Source organism: Rhizobium sp. SSA_523, from assembly GCF_030435705.1.
GTDB lineage: Bacteria > Pseudomonadota > Alphaproteobacteria > Rhizobiales > Rhizobiaceae > Neorhizobium.
Genome location: NZ_CP129382.1, coordinates 1,402,859 through 1,419,733 on the forward strand (window position 1 = coordinate 1,402,859; position 16,875 = coordinate 1,419,733).

Genomic DNA, 16,875 nt, shown 5'->3' on the forward strand with positions numbered 1-16,875 from the left:
GCCCGCTTTATTCCGCCGCCAGCAGCGGCTTGGTTTCCGCATTGGCGGCGCGGTTCTGGGCCAGCTCCAGCTCGTCGTGCAGCCGCTGTTCCTCATGCGCATGCGGTTTGGCAAAGCGCGCGAGAAGCAGATAGGCGACCGGCGTGATATAGAGCGTCACCAGCGTGGCGAGGCCGAGGCCGCCGACGATGACCCAGCCGAGGGCAATGCGCGCTTCGGCGCCCGCACCTTGCGCCAGAACCAGCGGAACGCCGCCGAGGATCGTGGCGATCATCGTCATCATCACCGGCCTGAGGCGAAGGCTGCAGGCCCGCTCGATCGCGTCGCGCACGCCGGCACCCTGATCGCGCAGCTGATTGGCGAATTCCACGATCAGAATGCCGTTCTTCGCCATGACGCCGACCAGAAGCACCAGGCCGATCTGGCTGTAGACATTCAGCGTCGAGCCGGTCAGTACCAGCGCGAAGACGGCGCAGGCGAGACCGAGCGGCACCGTGGTCATGATGATCAGCGCGGAAAGCACGCTTTCAAACTGCGCCGCCAGCACCAGGAAGATGATGGCAATGGCAAAGCCGAAGGTGATGGCCATGCCATTGGCGTTTTCGCCGAGCGTCTTGGCTTCGGCGAGCGGCAGGACACGCGAGCCCTGCGGCAACAGGGGTTGTGCAAGCCGCTCGACCTCCGCAAGCGCCTGGCCGAGCGCCAGGCCTTCGGTGAGCCCGGACGAAAGCGAGACCGACGGCAGCTGCTGCTCGCGGTTGAGTTCAGGGGCAACGGCACCCTCTTTCAGCGTCGCAATGGTGGACATCGGCACCACTTTGCCGTCTGCCGTGCGCAGGAAGATGTTTTCCAGATCGGTCGGGTCGTCGATCGGCTGCATGCTGGAGGTCAGCCGCACCGGAATGGCTTCGCCGTCGACGAAGACATCCACCACGGAGCGCCCTTCCAGCAAAGCCTGCATGGCAGCCGACAGGCCGGAAATTTCGATGCCCAGATCGGAGGCCCGTTCGCGATCGATCGAGACGGAGAGTTGCGCCTGCGTCGGCTCGCTGTCCAGCCGCGGCGTTTCGAAGGAGCTGCTCTGCTCCATGGCCTGGACGAGCTTGATGGCCGCTTCCGTCAGACGCGCATGATCGGTTCCGACCAGCGCCACCTGAATGCCACTGCCGGCGCCGCGAATGCGCAGGGAATTGCTCTGGATCGCAAAGCCGCGCAGCGCCGGCACCCTGGCCGCCGCGGCATTCACGTCGCGGGCAATATCGTTCTGGCTTCGGCTGCGCTCCTCCCAGGGGGCGAGCGTCAGCACCATGAAGCCGCTATTGGTGGAATTGCCCATGCCGGAAATAGAGAAGATGTTCTGGATCTCGCCCGAATCGAGAAGCGGCTTCAGGTTCTCCTCCACCCGCTGCAACTGGTCCTGCGTATAGGCAAGGCTGACGCCTTCCGGCGCGGTCAGCCGCAGCAGGACCGCCGACCGATCCTCGCGCGGCGTCAATTCGTTCTTGATCGCGCCGAATGTGATGAAGGCGGCGAAGGCGAAGAGCACCGAGGCGGCGATCACCACCAGCGGCGCGTTGAGGAAGAAGCGCAGGCTGCTGGCATAGACCCTGGCGAAGAGATTGCCGAAGCTGGCCAAGAGACCCTTCGGCTCCGTCATCGGCCGGGTGAGCATGCGCGAGGCCAGCATCGGACAGAGGGTCAGCGCGGTGATCGACGACAGGCCGACGGCAAAGGCCAGCACGAAGCCGAATTCGCGGAAAAGCCCGCCGAGCTGCCCCGGCAGGAAGGACAGGGGGATGAAGACGGCGGCCAGCGTGGCCGTGGTCGCCAGCACGGCGAAAAACACTTCCTGGGTGCCGAGCACGGCCGCGGCGCGCGGTCCCATGCCTTCGGTGCGGCGGCGCACGATATTCTCCAGAACGACGATGGCATCGTCGACCACAAGCCCGGTGGCCAGCACGATGGCGAGCAAAGTGAGAATATTGATGGAGAAGCCGACAAGGTAGATGGCCGTCAGCGTGCCGATCAGCGCCACCGGCATGGTCAGCGCCGGAATGAGCGTCGCCCGCCAGTCGCGCAGGAAGAGATACAGCACGGCCACGACGATGATGGCCGAGAGGCCGAGCGCCAGCTCCACTTCATGCAGGGCACCGCGGATGAAAACGGCATCGTCGCTGCTGATGAAGATCCGCGTTCCCTCCGGCATCGTGCGCTGCAATTCATCGACAACGGCTTTCACGCCGGACGAAATGTTCAGCGTGTTCGACTGCGCCTGCCGGATGATGCCAAGACCGACGCCCTGGACACCATTGGACCGCAGCATGGTGGTACCGTCATCCGGCCCCAGCATGACATTGGCGACATCGCGCAGCCGGATCTTGTCCTTGATCAGCACATTGCCGAAATCCTCCGGCGTGGAGAGGTTGGCGGTGGCGCGCACCACGATATCCTGCGTGCGGCTCTTCAGGGAGCCCGCCGGAACGTCAAGTGCCGCGCTGGAGAGCGCGGTGGAGACATCAGCGACGGTCAATCCGCGGCTGGCCAGCGCTGCCTGGTTGAGATCGACGCGGAAGATCTTTTCCTGCTCGCCATAGAGCTCGACATCCGCCACCCCGTCGACGGCGGCAAGCCGGTCGACGATCTCATTGTCCACGAGCTGGGTCAGGTCCTCCATGGAGGTCGTCGTCGAGGTGACGGCGACGCGCAGGATCGGCTGCGAATCGGAATCCGCCTTGACGATGCGCGGCTCGTCGGCATCCTCCGGCAGCTGGTTGATCACGCGGCCGATGGCATCGCGAACGTCATTGGCGGCTTCGGCGAGATCGACGCTGTCGGAAAATTCCATGGTGACGCGGCTCGAGCCGAACTGCGATTGCGACGAGAGCGCCTTCAAGCCGCTGACGCGCGCGACCGCGCCTTCGATCACCTGTGTCAGTTCCTGGTCGATGGTCTGTGGCGACGCACCGTCATAGGTGGTCCGGACCGTGATGACCGGCTGGTCGACATCCGGCAATTCCCGCACCTCGACGCCGACAAAGGCGGCAAGGCCGGCGACGACAAGCAGGGTGTTGAGAACGGCCGCCAGAATTGGGCGGCGGACGAACAGGGCCGTGAACGTGGATTTCGCCTGGGTCGAGGCGTCTTCGCGCGCATCGCTCATGTCTGTTTTGCCTCCGCCACTTTCGGATTTGCCTCGCCTTGGATCTGTACCGGCTGTCCCTCGCGCACGCGCTGCAGGCCCTCGGTGACGACCTTGTCTTCGGGCGTCAGCTCTGCATCGACCAGAACCCTGTCGGGATTGCGCTGGATGATGCGGACCCGCACTTTTTCCGCCGTTCCGCCGGTGACCTTCCAGACATAGGCGCCTTCGGCATCCCATTGCACGGCCAGCGGATCGACAGCCGGAAAATCATCGCCGGCAAAGCGGAGGGAGACGGCAAAGGACATGCCGGCGCGCAGCAGATCCTCGCCATTTTCGATCTTGGCCCGCACGCGAATGGTGCGGCTTGCCGAATCGACCCGGTTGTCGATCGAATCGATCTCGCCGGAAAAGGATTGGCCCGGACGGCTGACGGAGCTCGCCTCCACCGCAAGACCCGGCTTCAGCTGGGTGACGAACCGCTCCGGCGCCCAGAAATCGACGAGGATCTGCGAGCGGTCGTCGAGCGTCACAATGCTCGTCTGCGTCGTGACATTGTCTCCGACATTGACCGCGACGATCCCCGCGACGCCGTCGATCGGCGCCACGATGTCGCGCCGCTTCAGGTTGAGTTCCGCCGTGGCCAACGCCAGCTCGGCCGATTGTTCGGCGATCTGCGCATCCAGCACGTCGAGGCGGGCAACCGACCGCAGGTTCTTGTAGGATTGCGACCGCTCCCGGGCGCTATTGAGCGCCACGCGCGCCTTGTCCCGCTCGATCAGCTGCTCGTCATTATCGAGACGCGCCAGCAGATCGCCGGTCTTGACTCGCTGGCCGGAGCTGACGAGAATTTCGCTGATTGTGCCGGTGCTCTGCGGCATCACGACAACAGTCTGGATGGCGCGTCCATCGCCGATCGCCGCCAGACGGTCATTGACCGTTCCGGCCTCGACCGCTTCGGCCACCACGGTTGTAGCGCGACCGCCCTGCCCCCCGCCACTTCCCTGACTGTTACCTTGGCCGTTACCTTGGCCGCCCGCCTGACGACCAGCCTGGCCACTGCCCTCGCCTGCCGAACCGGAGCGCCCATTGGCCGCCGACCCCGCACCGCCGGCTGCCTCGCCGGCCCGAGCATTCTCCGCCTGTTGCGGAGCAATAAGCGCCACCAGCGGCTCCGGGACACCCAGCGACACGAAGCTCGAAGCCGTATCCGGACGCAGGAAAAGCCAAAGACAGGCGCCGACAAGCAGCACGGCGAGACTGAGGAGCACTTGCTTCCAGATGCGCATTCAAAACTCCAAGGGACAGACTGGACGATCCGATCGCGGCAGACGCCATTCATAACGGTCACGGACACGAACCGGATCAGGCTCGGCAGCGAGTGTTTGAGGCGCGCGCCGAACCGGAAGGCCCATATCAGCAAATTATTATATTCAATCAGACTTTCGGCAATGGCAGCATGCCCTACCTTACCAACTTGTCATGTAGAATCCATCACGCTGGCGTGAGCGCGGGGTGATCGGCCGTCTTTTTGCCATGCCAGGGCCTTGTTGTGCCCTGATCTTGCACCTTGCAGGCTGTACATAGGGAATGAAAGCAGAACATCATCTATGGCCATGTTCGTCCAGAACCGTTAGATTGTCGCCATGACGAACAGTTTCGATGACATTCCGTTCTTCGACGAGGAACCGGACCACGCGCCGCGCAGCAAAACCGGCCAGGCCAATTCCAACCCGGCTGTAGAAGCAGCCGGCGGATTGGGCATTGCCGCGCGTGCCATGGCGGCGCGCGACCAGAACCGGGCGCCCGACTATCTCTCAGGCCTCAATCCGGAACAGCGCGAGGCGGTCGAGACGCTGGATGGCCCGGTCCTCGTATTGGCCGGCGCCGGCACGGGCAAGACGCGCGTGCTGACGACCCGCATCGCCCATATCCTGGCGACAGGCCGCGCCTATCCCAGCCAGATCCTGGCGGTGACCTTCACCAACAAGGCGGCGCGGGAGATGAAGGAACGCGTCGGCGTCCTCGTCGGCGGCGCGGTGGAGGGCATGCCCTGGCTCGGCACCTTCCATTCGATTGGCGTGAAGCTCCTGCGGCGCCATGCCGAGCTGGTCGGATTGCGCTCCGACTTCACCATTCTGGATACGGACGACGTCACCCGTCTGATCAAGCAGCTCATCCAGGCGGAAGGCCTGGACGACAAGCGCTGGCCGGCCCGCCAGTTCGCCGGCATGATCGATGGCTGGAAGAACAAGGGCCTGACGCCCAAGGATATTCCCGAGGGCGATGCCCGCGCCTTCGGCAACGGCAAGGGGCGCGAACTCTACGCCGCCTATCAGGCAAGGCTGAAGACGCTGAACGCTTGCGATTTCGGCGATCTTCTGCTGCACCCGATCGATCTCTTCCGCCGCAATCCCGATGTGCTGAAGGATTATCATCAGCGGTTTCGCTATATCCTGGTGGACGAGTATCAGGACACCAATACCGCCCAGTATATGTGGCTGCGCCTGCTTGCCCAGCGGCCGAAGGACGTGGCTCAAAATGTCTGCTGCGTCGGCGATGACGACCAGTCCATCTATGGCTGGCGCGGCGCCGAGGTCGATAACATCCTTCGCTTCGAGAAGGATTTCGCCGGCGCCAGGGTGATCCGGCTGGAACGCAATTACCGCTCGACGGAGCATATTCTCGGCGCCGCCGGCCATCTGATCGCCCATAACGAAGGCCGCCTCGGCAAGACGCTGTTTACCGAACGCACCGATCCGGATGACGAGAAGGTCATCGTGCATGCCGCCTGGGATTCGGAGGAAGAGGCCCGTGCCGTCGGCGAAACGATCGAACAGCTGCAGCGCGGCGATTCGACGGGCAAGAAGCACAATCTGAACGACATGGCGATTCTGGTGCGCGCCTCCTTCCAGATGCGCGAGTTCGAAGACCGGTTCGTCACGCTCGGCCTCAATTATCGTGTCATCGGCGGCCCCCGCTTCTACGAGCGCCTCGAAATCCGCGATGCCATGGCCTATTTCCGCCTGGTGTGCCAGCCCGCCGACGACCTGGCATTCGAACGCATTGTCAATACGCCGAAACGCGGCCTGGGCGATACCACGGTCCGGGCGCTGCATGATTACGCGCGCGCCCGCGATATTCCCATGCTTGCCGCGGCGAGCGACCTGATCGAGACCGACGAGATCAAGCCGAAGGCGCGCAAAGCGCTGTTCGACGTGATTCAGAGCTTCAAGCGCTGGGCGGAACTGCTTGAATCGACTCCGCATACCGAGCTTGCCGAGCAGATCCTCGACGAGTCCGGCTATACCGACATGTGGAAGAACGACAAATCGGCGGAGGCGCCCGGAAGGCTGGAAAACCTGAAGGAACTCATCCGCTCGATGGAGGCCTTCGAAAGCCTGCGGGGCTTCCTCGAACATGTGTCGCTTGTCATGGATGCCGAGCAGAACGAGGAGATGGACGCCGTTTCCATCATGACGCTGCATTCCGCCAAGGGGCTGGAATTCGATACGGTCTTCCTGCCCGGCTGGGAGGAAGGCCTGTTCCCCCACCAGCGCGCGCTGGACGAAGGAGGCCGTTCCGGCCTCGAGGAGGAGCGCCGGCTTGCCTATGTCGGGCTGACGCGGGCAAAGCGGCACTGCCATATCTGGTTCGTCTCCAACCGCCGCATACATGGGCTCTGGCAATCCACGATGCCCTCGCGTTTCCTGGATGAATTGCCGCCCGCCCATGTCGATGTGGCCGAATCGGACAGCGGCTATGGCGGCTACGGTCGCGGCGGTTACGGCCAGTCCCGCTTCGACAAGGCCGATCCCTTCGCCAATTCCTATTCAACCCCCGGCTGGAAGCGGGCGCAGGCCAATAAGAGCGATGCGACGCGCGACAATTGGGGCAGCCGTTCGGGCCATGCCGTCGAGCGCATCGGCTATGGCGAGAGCGGGCCGCGGACGAAGACCATCGAAGGCGAGCTGATCGCAAAGTCGGTGGCCGACACGCCATCGCGCTTTTCCATCGGCGACCGCGTCTTCCACATCAAGTTCGGCAATGGCAATGTTGCATCCGTCGAGGGCAACAAGCTGACGATCGATTTCGATCGCGCCGGTCAGAAACGGGTGCTGGACGGTTTTGTGGAGAAGGCCGGATGAGCCTTTCGGAAACGGATTTGGCCGATCTCATCCTCTGGCGTCGGCATTTGCATGCCATGCCGGAGGTTTCGGGCGCCGAATATCAGACCGCTGCGGAAGTGGCGCGCTTCCTGGAAGCGGTCGGGCCCGATGCGATCGTCACCGGACTTGGCGGCACGGGCGTCGCGGCGGTCTTCGAAGGTGCCGGAGACGGGCCGACAGTCCTGTTCCGGGCCGAACTCGATGCACTGCCCATCGCCGAGCTCTCCGACCTGCCGCACCGGTCCCTCTTTGACGGCAAGGGCCATATGTGCGGCCATGACGGGCATATGGCGATCCTTGCCGCCCTTGCCCGCGCTTTCGGCCGGAACCGTCCCGCACGCGGCCGCGCCATCCTGCTGTTCCAGCCTGCGGAAGAGACCGGCGCCGGCGCCGCCGCCGTGCTTGCCGACCCGCAATTCGCGCCCCTGAGGCCGGATTTTTCCTTTGCGCTTCACAACATGCCGGGAATTGCGCTCGGAACGAGCTGGATCAAGGAGGGGCCTGCCAATTGCGCCTCCTGCGGGCTGAAGATCCGCCTCACCGGCAAGACGGCGCATGCCTCGATGCCGGAAACAGGAATTTCACCGGCACCGGCAATCGCCGCCCTCATTCCAGCCTTCATCGCGCTCGGTTCCGGAGATCTCGACGCCGGCGATCTCACGCTTGCCACCGTCACCCATGTCGCCATCGGCGAAGCCGCCTTCGGCATAGCGCCGGGAATGGGCGAGATCTGGGTCACGCTGCGCACGGTCTCCGACGATCAGATGACGGCCCTGAAGGAGAAAGCCGAGAGCATGGCGCGCGCCGCGGCCGAGGCCCATGGCCTTGCGCTGTCCTTCAGCTATCACGATGCGTTCGGACACTGCCATAATGATCCGCAGGCCGCCGCGATCATCCGCCGGGCGATCGCCGCCGAGGGCCTGCCCGTCGAGACAGGCACGGCGTTTCGCGCATCGGAGGATTTCGGCCGTTTCGGCTCCGTCTCACGATCGGCCATGCTGTTCCTGGGCTCCGGAGAGACCCATCCGGCCCTGCACAATCCCGATTACGACTTCCCCGATGCGCTGATTGCCGTGGGCGCCCGCATCTTCCTCAGGATCGCCGGCGACCTGATCGGCTGAGGCAGACGCTCAGCCGTCGTTCTTCAGGTAGTCCATGAGCGTGCGCGACTTGCTGCCATCGGCCGAAACCGGCGTGGCCGCCACATTCGACCCGCTGCCGCCACGCGGATTGATCTTGCGCAGCGCCGCCATCGGAATGCTCCCGTCATGGCGCGGCACGATGATCATATGGGTGACTTCGCCGCGCTGGAAGGCCTTCAGGAACTTGTCGTAATTGGCAAAGGCGACGCAGCCGTGCGAATCGCCGGGCCGGCTGCGCAGAAGATAGGTGTGGGCAAGCAGGCCGGTGCGGCCCTGGGGCGCGATGCCATCGGTCGGCGTCAGGCGGATGGCCGCCACGCCGTGGAACAGCTTCTCGCGCATCGACAGGCGATAGGTGCCGGGCGGCGTCGGCCCGCGCATCTTCACATGGGTGAATTTCGGATTGTCGCGCATCGAGCCGATGCCGGAATGGGCTTCCAGAACCGAGCCATTGGGCATGAAGACCTTGCCCGCCGTGATGTCGTAGACGGCGATCTTCGTTCCGCGGTCCGGCCACGGAACGGAAGGCGCCGTGCGCTTCATCGGATTTTCGGGCTTGGCGAAGGCGAGCGCCGTGGTGGCATCCTCGTCCTCGTCCTCTTCGACAATGGCCGGCTTGGCGCGCGTGGACGGCTTGACGGCGGAGGGGGCGATGGCCATGGCGAGCGCATTGGCAGGCGGACGAACGATCGGCAGCGGACCGGCCATGGGCAGGCTGTTGTCTTCGCTCGGTCCCGTGGCTTCGGCAACGGCCAGTTCCGCCGGGCTCTGCAGATCTGCGATCTCAATTTCGCCATCGGCCGCATTGCCGGGCGGATTGGCATCCCAGGCGACATTGCTTGGCGGCGCGACCAGAACGGTATCCTGCATGGCGGAAGCAAGCGCATCCTTCACCCTGGAGGGATCCGGCCGCGACAGCGCGAGGCTCGCAAACTGCTTGTCCGCTTCGGCGCGGGCAAAGGCGAGCGCCAGCGAATCCTTGACCTCGGCCTGATCCGGCTTCAACGCTGCCAGATGTGCCATATGGGCACCGTCGAGACGCGCCATCTTCGGCGTCGCTCCGGCCGATAGCCGGGCAAATTTGGCGATCTTCAAGGCGCGCTGCTCATCGGAGACCGGCGCGAGCAGCGGCTTCAGATCCAGCGAGGCGCGCAGATCATAGCTGTAGCCATGCGGCTTGACCGAGGCGACGCTCTGGACGGTTGCGAGCGCACCCACCATCCAGCCGCCGACGGCAAGTGTCATGCCGAGCGCTACGGTTGCCTTCATCAGGCGGGACGAGAAAACCGGCTTCGCGTCGAGGCGGCTGGTTCGGGAGGAGACGGAGGCGGACCGCGCCGCCGCGAAAGCCAATGCCATGATACGCGTTACCCTTTACCCGTTACTCGACTACCCGGCGCGGCAGACATAACAGGCGCTGCACCGGAACGTGTCTCCTGCAGGCCGCTTGCACGGGCTTCGGCTGTGAGCAGCCGTCCTGCCGGAGAGCTGAAAGAATGACGGATTATGGTAACCAATGTGTTTACGAGAGCCCCCTGTCTGTCCCGTGGAGGCGATATATGTGCAGTCTGTCTAAAGTTTATTGGGAATACGGCGAGGGCGCGGCGATCCTGCGGCGCGAGGTGGAAAAGACGCAAATCCGCTGCTTTTCTGCCTCATTTGGGCCTTCTGGCGCCGGTTTTGGTGCCTCTGCTTGATTACGGTGCGCCGGCTTGGCATTCTGCATGCAAAACAAATCGGGAGGCCTTCCATGAGAGCGCTGCTTGTGATCGACGTCCAGAACGGCTTCTGCCCGGGAGGCAATCTACCCGTGCCGGACGGTCATCTCGTCGTTCCGGTCATCAACCGCCTGATGGATGAAGGACCCTATGACCTCGTGGTCGCCTCGCAGGACTGGCACCCCGCCAATCATGGCAGCTTCGCGTCCCAGCATCCCGGCCAGGCGCCCTTTTCCATGGGCGAACTCTGCGGCAAGCCGCAGGTGCTCTGGCCGGACCATTGCGTGCAGGCAACGCCGGATGCCGAATTCCATCCCGATCTCAACAGCGACGCTTTCGATTACATCCAGCAGAAGGGTGAGAATCTCGCCGTCGACAGCTATTCCGCCTTCCGCGACAATGACCACGCGGCGGTGACCGGGCTCGCCGGCTATTTGCGGGCGCAGCAGGTCACGGAACTGGATGTCTGCGGCCTTGCAACCGACTATTGCGTCAAGTTCTCTGTTCTCGATGCGATCGACATGCTTCAGGATGTGAAGATCCGCTTCATCGAGGATGCCAGCCGCGGCATCGATCCCGAGGGAGTCCGCGCGGCTATCGCGCAGATGCGCAAAGAAGGCGCGGTCATCGTCAACAGCGCGGACATCCTGGCAGATTGACGATGTGAGGGCGGTACCCCGGCACAACCTGCAGATCTATTCATCTATTCATCAAATCTAATCACTTGCAGCCCAGCGGCACCGGGTTTACGGGCAGGCAGGTTCTGCAGGAAAATGTGATGCCAGACAGCATATTCTGGAAAGGCGCCCGGACAGGCTTTGTCATCGCGCTGTCGACCAGCCCCTTCGGCCTGCTGTTTGGCGCGGTCGCCGTGGATGGCGGCATGACGCCGCTGGAAGCGACGGTCATGAGCATCGTCCTCTTTGCCGGGGCAAGCCAGCTGGTCGGCGTGCAGATGTTCGGCAGCGACGTACCGGCCTGGCTGATCATCCTCTCGGTCTTTGCCGTCAATTTCCGCCATATTCTCTATTCGGCGGCACTCGCCCCCTATATTCGCGATTTCTCGCCTGCCGCGCGCGCCATCGGCCTGTTTTTCCTGACCGATCCGCAATTTGCCGAATCGGCCAAGCGGGCGGAACTGACCGGACGGCTGGAGACCCGATACTACATGGGCCTCGCAATGGTCATCTACACCGTCTGGGTGGTGGGATCGGGGCTCGGCGCGCTGTTCGGGAAGCTGATCGGCGATCCCGCCGCGCTTGGCATGGATGTCCTTCTGCCTGTCTATTTCCTGGGCCTGGTCTTCGGATTTCGCAAGCGCCTGCTGTTTCTGCCGGTGGTGGCGGTCAGCGCCTGCGCCTCCGTGCTGGCCATGCATACGGTCGGATCGCCCTGGCATGTCAGCCTCGGCGCTTTGGCCGGCATTCTGACGGCAATCATTGTCCATAAGGATCCGGCCGAAGCACCGGCAGAGGCGATGCCGGGCGCCGTGGCCATGCCTGTCCAACCGGGCAAGGATCGCGCCTGATGGATCTGCACTCCGCCCTGATCATCCTTGCGGCCGGCATCGCGACCTATCTCACCCGCATTGGTGGCTATGTGCTGATCACCCGCATGAAGCGGATCCCGCCACGCATGGAGACGGCGCTCAATGCGGTTCCCGCAGCCGTTCTGACGACGCTCGTCGCGCCCGCCTTCTTCGATGGCGGCTGGGATGTGAAATCTGCGATGCTGGTGGCGCTTCTCGTCGGGCTGCGCTATCCGGGCCTGCCGCTGATCCTGGCAGGCTGGGCCGCCGCTCTGCTGCTGCGCCACCTTCCCTTCGGCTGAACCGCCACGGGCTTGTTGCGACGAATGGCGATGGCGACAGACCGGTCTGCGCCATGCCGAACCTCGCCGTGGCGATTGCCGGCCCCGACTGTCGCCGGGGCCTCCGCCTTGCCGCTCAGAGCGGCGCAGTCGCCTGGCGCAACCACTCACTCACGTCACTTTGCGAGATCAATGGCGAAAGCTTGTCAAAGACCGTTGCGTGATAGGCATCGAGCCAGGCGCGCTCTTCCTCGGTCAAAAGTGACGTCACGATGAGCCGGCGATCGAGCGGGCACCAGGTCAGGGTCTCAAAGCCCATCATCGGCAGGTCGCCGCCCTCGATCATCTCAAGCGGTGTTACGTAGATGAGGTTTTCGATGCGGATGCCGAAGGCGCCGGGGCGATAATAGCCCGGCTCGTTGGACAGGATCATGCCCGGCAGCAATTCCTGCGTCGAGACCCGCGAAATGCGCTGCGGGCCCTCATGCACGGAAAGATAGGAGCCGACACCATGGCCGGTTCCATGCGCGAAATCGGCGCCGGCCTTCCACAGCGCGATGCGTGCCAGCGGGTCGAGGTCGCAGCCGCGTGACCCTTTGGGGAAGCGCGCCGTGGAAATCGCGATCATGCCCTTCAGCACCAGCGTGTAGAACCGCTTCTGCTCCTGCGGAACGGAGCCGATGGCGACGGTGCGGGTGATATCGGTCGTGCCGTTGACATATTGCGCACCGGAATCGATCAGAAACAATTCGCCGGCCTGAAGCGTGCGGTTGCTGTCGCGCGTCACGCGGTAATGCATGATCGCCCCGTGCTCGCCGGCACCGGAAATCGTGTCGAAGGAAATATCCTTCAGCGGGTTTTGCAGGCTCTCGCCGACCTTCGCCCGGAAAGCTTCCAGACGCTCGACGGCCGAGATTTCGCTGAGGCTGCCGGGCTGTTGCCCGTCCAGCCAATGGAGAAAGCGGACCATGGCCACGCCGTCCTGAACATGCGCATCGGCCGAGCCGCGCAGCTCTACGGCATTCTTCACCGCCCGCGGCAGCCGCGCCGGATCCATGGCCTCGACAGCGACGCCGCCGACCGATTCAATGGCCTTCGACAGCGCAACGGAGGTGGCCTCCGCATCCACCAGAACCTTGGCGCCACCCTCGGCGAGGCGCGCCAGCCGCGCCGTCAACTCCGCCGGTTCAAAGCGGCTGCAGAGAGGCGCAAGATGCCTGTCCGCCTCGGCATTGATCTTGCCAGCCTCGATGAAAAGCTCCGCTGTGCCGGCCGCCGTGATGATGGCCCGTGCGAGCGGATGCGGCGTGTGCGGCACGTCGGCGCCGCGGATATTGAAGATCCAGGCGACCGAGGACGGGTCGGAGATCAGGACGCCGGCCGCGCCCTTCGCCGCGACGCCCGCGGCAATGTCCTTGATCTTGTCCTGGGCCGGACGACCGGCATGGTTGTCGAGCTGCACGGCAACGGCACCCATGGGTGCGGCAGGCCGGTCGCTCCAGAGCGCATCCACCGGGTTCTGCGCCAGAAGGACCAGCGCCCCTCCCTTCGCCGTCAGCGCATCCGACAGTTTCGCCACCTCCGCACGGCTGTGGAGATTGGGATCTATGCCCAGACGAAACCCGTTCGGCGCATGAGCCGCAAGCCATTGGTGCGGCGGTTCTCCAACCAGATCACCAGCGGTGAAGGTCGCCTGATCCACCTGCTGGGCAAGCTGCGTCGTATAGCGCCCGTCGACAAAGACCACGGCCTGGTTGCGCGCGATGAGGGCAATGCCTGCCGAGCCGGTAAATCCCGTCAGCCAGGCAAGGCGTTCCGCGCAGGCCGGGACATATTCCCCCTGAAATTCATCGGCGCGCGGCACCAGGACGCCATCGACGGAAAACTCGTCGAAACGGGCGCGCAGGGCCGCCACGCGCTGGGGCCCGAGGGCGGGAGAGGAAGTGCTGTCGAAGGACTGGAACATGAACTTGCTTTCAGACGATTCACGAGGAGCGCGATCTTAGCGAAAATCCGCCTGGAGACCAGAGCATGCTCGAGCCTGCCGGTTTGTTGTGCAGCTGCACACAGGGAGCGGTGGAATCGAGGCATGCCATGCGTAGGCCGCATAACACCCTTGATGCAAGTCCCCTGACTAAAGCGATCATCGTTCCATATATTCTGGTCATCGGCGAGCACAGAGCCCGCCACCAGACATGCAAGTCTGCACTCTTATACAAACAAGACGCAAGACCAGACACACGTTGAACCTAAGACCCAATCAAGGATTGCTGACATGGCAAACTCGTTCTTCCGCACTGCATTCGACCGGGTCGTGGCCGCTCGGGAACGTCAGGCCCACCGTTATGTGAACGGCGCCCTCCTCTATCTCGACGACGAAAGCCTCGAAGCCCTTGGCACCAACCGCGCCGAATTGGCTCGCAAGGGCGCACGTCGCTACGTATTCTGATCCCCTCGGGGCTTGGAAATCAACCGTGTTCTGACCCCGACGGCAAAGGCTGATCCTCCTCCCAAGCGCCTTTGCCCGAACAGAACACGCATACCCCCGCTCGAGCCTGTCCTCCTCTCCAGGGTTCGCGGGCTGGATCTGCCTCCGGCAGCATCCAGGGGCGGCATCTTCGGATGCCGCCCTTTCGCGTTTTCAGGCGCCAGTGACGCTTAAGCTATGCGTGCGAGACACTGCTGCACTGCAAAAACTCGGGTAAGGCCTTAGGTGGAGCGCCGTTCCCGCCGCAGGTGGATCGTCACCCAGCCATTGCGCCAGAGCGTGCGCACATGGGCAAGGCCGGCGCCGGAATAGGCCGCGATCACCTTCCACCGCTGCGCCGCCAGGATCCCCGACAGGATGACATCACCGGAAGGCGAAAGATGGCCGGCGAGTTGCGGCGCCATCTTGATCAGCGGCCGTGCCAGAATATTGGCGATGATCAGATCGAAGGGGCCATGCCGGCGAAAGCTCTCGGAATGGAAGCCCGGCGCCGTTTCCAGGGCAATGCCCTGCGGTTTCCCCTCCAGAATTCCGTTCAGCCGTGCATTGGCCGCCGCAACCTTGACTGCCACCGGATCGATATCGGTCGCCAAGACCGGGATCTTCTTGAGCTTGGCAACCGCTATGGCCAGAACGCCGCTTCCCGTCCCCAGATCCAGCGCATTGCGTGGCGGATGGGCTCGCATGACCTGTTCGATCATTTCGAGGCAGCCGGCCGTCGTTCCGTGATGGCCCGTGCCGAAGGCTTGTCCGGCATCGATCTCGATGGCGATGTCGCCCGTGCGGGCCTTGTCGCGATCATGCGAACCATGCACCAGGAACTGGCCGGCCCGGACAGGCTTCAGGCCTTCGAGCGACTTGGCAATCCAGTCGATCTCCGGCAGCGCCTCGCGCTCGATGGTCAGATCCGGATAAGCGTCGTGAATGGCTTGGGAAAAGCGCTGGAGAACCTCATCCTCCTCATCGAAGAGCATGTAGACGGACGCTTCCCAGCGATCCGCCTTCTCATCCACTTCGGTGGTGCCGATCGCATAATCCTCCTCGCCAAAGGCGAGTGAGAGGCGATCCAGAATATCTTCCGCCTGCCGCTCGGTGACGGTGACGTAGAGACGCACTTCGCTCACAATTCTGCTCTTTCCGGTTAGGGTCCTGCAACCGCGCTGGATTATCTCCCTGCCATGCCACAGATGCGGTTCGCGGTTCAAGCAGAAGCGGCCCGAACGGCCGGGCTTTGCGCAGGCGGTTGTTGCCTGTGCGCCGGCGGCGCCTGCCCTTTCGCGAGTTGGCTGTTACGGTCGCCCGGAAAGACTGGAGGGAGACTTCGGCCAGGAGCCGGGAGCCGGGAGCCGGGCGTCGCCGCAGCAGCCTCAGCCCTTGATCAGGTTCTCGAGCTTCTTCTCCGCCGTCGCGGGAGCCTCGCCATAGGCGATGGTTCCGGCAAATCGGCCGCCATCCTTCAACAGGAAGACCGACGCCGTGTGATCCATGGTGTAATCGCCATTCGGCACCTTTTCATCCACCGGCACCTTGCGGGCATAGACGCGGAAGCCCTTCACCATTTCGGCAACCTCTTCGGGAGGTCCGGAAATGCCGATGACGCGATCGGTGACATTGGAGACGTAACGCTGCAGCACATCCGGCGGATCGCGTTCGGGATCAACCGTCACGAAATAGGCGTTCAGCTTCGTCCCATCCGGGTCAACCTTGTGCAGCCAGCCGTTCAATTCGAACAAGGTGGTCGGGCACACTTCCGGACAATGGCTGAATCCGAAAAAGACGGCCGTCGGCTTGTCGCGAAAAGCCGCTTCGGTAATCGGCTTGCCATCCTGCGCCACCAGCTTGAACGGCACACCGAAAGGCGCTTCCGTGATGGTTTGCGAAGAGCGCGTCATTTCCAGCGTCAGCCAGCCCAGGAGACCCGCCATCACGACAACGGCCGCCCATAGAATGATCCGCACTGTCTTCATGATGCTGCACCTTCCCATCGATGACGTTCACCGCACGGATACGCCTTGACCGGGTTGGTCGCAATGCAAAATGGGCAGCCGCAGCAAAGGCGCGCATATTTGTCTCACCCGGCCGCTACATGCACCAGGCAGCCAGGCTCTCGGCCATTGCGAGATAGATGTTCGGCCCGTGGATGATCCAGCCGAACATGGCCAGAGCCAGAAGGGCCGTGATCAGCAGGATCACAGCACACCACAAGAGACGATTCGAACCTTCGGCGATCTGACGCATGCCGCCATTATAAGGAAAAAACCAAGATTATCTATGCAAAAATCAGTATAATAGGATTAGCGAAAGTTTAAGACCTGTTTGCCAGAGTTTTCGGCAATAAGCGATCCGCCAGGCATGATGCCGTTGTTGATGCGTCAGATCGCTGCGAATGCGGCATGATCCTTTGGCTCAA

13 protein-coding genes are annotated in these 16,875 nt (G+C 63.4%); 6 read left to right on the plus strand and 7 right to left on the minus strand.

What is annotated here, in order from left to right; translation table 11 throughout:
• Window positions 1–7 precede the first annotated feature (7 nt).
• Together QTJ18_RS15210 and QTJ18_RS15215 are read right to left on the minus strand one after the other, a co-directional pair.
• Window positions 8–3,160 (minus strand): efflux RND transporter permease subunit, encoded by a 3,153-nt coding sequence (locus QTJ18_RS15210; RefSeq protein WP_252751033.1) that lies wholly within the window; start codon window positions 3,158–3,160, stop codon window positions 8–10.
• Window positions 3,157–4,428, minus strand: a complete 1,272-nt coding sequence (locus QTJ18_RS15215; RefSeq protein ID WP_252751034.1) for an efflux RND transporter periplasmic adaptor subunit — start codon at window positions 4,426–4,428, stop codon at window positions 3,157–3,159. Before QTJ18_RS15215 ends, QTJ18_RS15210 begins: the two co-directional genes overlap by 4 nt.
• A gap of 357 nt (window positions 4,429–4,785) precedes the next feature.
• On the opposite strand from QTJ18_RS15215, the gene QTJ18_RS15220 reads away from it, so the two are divergent.
• Entirely contained in the window at window positions 4,786–7,287 is a 2,502-nt protein-coding gene (locus QTJ18_RS15220) for an ATP-dependent helicase (RefSeq protein WP_252751035.1), read from the plus strand.
• Entirely contained in the window at window positions 7,284–8,429 is a 1,146-nt protein-coding gene (locus QTJ18_RS15225) for an amidohydrolase (RefSeq protein ID WP_252751036.1), read from the plus strand. The genes QTJ18_RS15220 and QTJ18_RS15225 overlap by 4 nt, the downstream gene beginning before the upstream one ends.
• Before the next feature lie 9 nt (window positions 8,430–8,438).
• Here QTJ18_RS15225 and QTJ18_RS15230 read toward each other — a convergent pair whose 3' ends face one another.
• Window positions 8,439–9,809, minus strand: coding sequence for a DUF2778 domain-containing protein (locus tag QTJ18_RS15230; protein WP_252751037.1), 1,371 nt, complete (start codon window positions 9,807–9,809; stop codon window positions 8,439–8,441).
• Window positions 9,810–10,200: 391 nt separating this feature from the next.
• On the opposite strand from QTJ18_RS15230, the gene pncA reads away from it, so the two are divergent.
• The 3 genes from pncA to QTJ18_RS15245 all read left to right on the plus strand — a co-directional run bounded on the left by pncA (window position 10,201) and on the right by QTJ18_RS15245 (window position 11,998).
• On the plus strand, window positions 10,201–10,827 hold the full coding sequence (pncA, locus tag QTJ18_RS15235; protein ID WP_252751038.1) for a bifunctional nicotinamidase/pyrazinamidase: 627 nt from the start codon (window positions 10,201–10,203) through the stop codon (window positions 10,825–10,827).
• Window positions 10,828–10,946: 119 nt separating this feature from the next.
• Entirely contained in the window at window positions 10,947–11,696 is a 750-nt protein-coding gene (locus QTJ18_RS15240; RefSeq protein ID WP_252751039.1) for an AzlC family ABC transporter permease, read from the plus strand.
• Window positions 11,696–11,998, plus strand: a complete 303-nt coding sequence (locus tag QTJ18_RS15245) for an AzlD family protein (protein WP_252751040.1) — start codon at window positions 11,696–11,698, stop codon at window positions 11,996–11,998. The genes QTJ18_RS15240 and QTJ18_RS15245 overlap by 1 nt, the downstream gene beginning before the upstream one ends.
• Window positions 11,999–12,113: 115 nt before the next feature.
• Here QTJ18_RS15245 and QTJ18_RS15250 read toward each other — a convergent pair whose 3' ends face one another.
• A complete protein-coding gene (locus tag QTJ18_RS15250; protein ID WP_252751041.1) occupies window positions 12,114–13,943 on the minus strand; it encodes an aminopeptidase P family protein in 1,830 nt (609 codons plus the stop codon).
• 309 nt (window positions 13,944–14,252) lie between these two features.
• Between QTJ18_RS15250 and QTJ18_RS15255 the strand changes: the two genes are divergently transcribed.
• A complete protein-coding gene (locus QTJ18_RS15255; protein ID WP_252751042.1) occupies window positions 14,253–14,426 on the plus strand; it encodes a hypothetical protein in 174 nt (57 codons plus the stop codon).
• Window positions 14,427–14,686: 260 nt separating this feature from the next.
• On the opposite strand, the gene QTJ18_RS15260 is transcribed toward QTJ18_RS15255, so the two are convergent.
• The 3 genes from QTJ18_RS15260 to QTJ18_RS15270 all read right to left on the minus strand — a co-directional run bounded on the left by QTJ18_RS15260 (window position 14,687) and on the right by QTJ18_RS15270 (window position 16,703).
• Entirely contained in the window at window positions 14,687–15,589 is a 903-nt protein-coding gene (locus QTJ18_RS15260; RefSeq protein ID WP_252751043.1) for a 50S ribosomal protein L11 methyltransferase, read from the minus strand.
• Between the two features lie 243 nt (window positions 15,590–15,832).
• Window positions 15,833–16,432, minus strand: coding sequence for an SCO family protein (locus QTJ18_RS15265; protein WP_252751044.1), 600 nt, complete (start codon window positions 16,430–16,432; stop codon window positions 15,833–15,835).
• A 115-nt stretch (window positions 16,433–16,547) separates the two neighbouring features.
• Window positions 16,548–16,703, minus strand: a complete 156-nt coding sequence (locus tag QTJ18_RS15270) for a hypothetical protein (RefSeq protein ID WP_252751045.1) — start codon at window positions 16,701–16,703, stop codon at window positions 16,548–16,550.
• Between the last annotated feature and the right edge of the window lie 172 nt (window positions 16,704–16,875).

Bases quoted from the DNA above. Each gene is read 5' to 3' on its own strand.
- QTJ18_RS15210 (WP_252751033.1), bottom strand. From the start codon at position 3,160: ATGAGCGATGCGCGCGAAGACGCCTCGACCCAGGCGAAATCCACGTTC.
- QTJ18_RS15215 (WP_252751034.1), bottom strand. From the start codon at position 4,428: ATGCGCATCTGGAAGCAAGTGCTCCTCAGTCTCGCCGTGCTGCTTGTC.
- QTJ18_RS15220 (WP_252751035.1), top strand. From the start codon at position 4,786: ATGACGAACAGTTTCGATGACATTCCGTTCTTCGACGAGGAACCGGAC.
- QTJ18_RS15225 (WP_252751036.1), top strand. From the start codon at position 7,284: ATGAGCCTTTCGGAAACGGATTTGGCCGATCTCATCCTCTGGCGTCGG.
- QTJ18_RS15230 (WP_252751037.1), bottom strand. From the start codon at position 9,809: ATGGCATTGGCTTTCGCGGCGGCGCGGTCCGCCTCCGTCTCCTCCCGA.
- pncA (WP_252751038.1), top strand. From the start codon at position 10,201: ATGAGAGCGCTGCTTGTGATCGACGTCCAGAACGGCTTCTGCCCGGGA.
- QTJ18_RS15240 (WP_252751039.1), top strand. From the start codon at position 10,947: ATGCCAGACAGCATATTCTGGAAAGGCGCCCGGACAGGCTTTGTCATC.
- QTJ18_RS15245 (WP_252751040.1), top strand. From the start codon at position 11,696: ATGGATCTGCACTCCGCCCTGATCATCCTTGCGGCCGGCATCGCGACC.
- QTJ18_RS15250 (WP_252751041.1), bottom strand. From the start codon at position 13,943: ATGTTCCAGTCCTTCGACAGCACTTCCTCTCCCGCCCTCGGGCCCCAG.
- QTJ18_RS15255 (WP_252751042.1), top strand. From the start codon at position 14,253: ATGGCAAACTCGTTCTTCCGCACTGCATTCGACCGGGTCGTGGCCGCT.
- QTJ18_RS15265 (WP_252751044.1), bottom strand. From the start codon at position 16,432: ATGAAGACAGTGCGGATCATTCTATGGGCGGCCGTTGTCGTGATGGCG.
- QTJ18_RS15270 (WP_252751045.1), bottom strand. From the start codon at position 16,703: ATGCGTCAGATCGCCGAAGGTTCGAATCGTCTCTTGTGGTGTGCTGTG.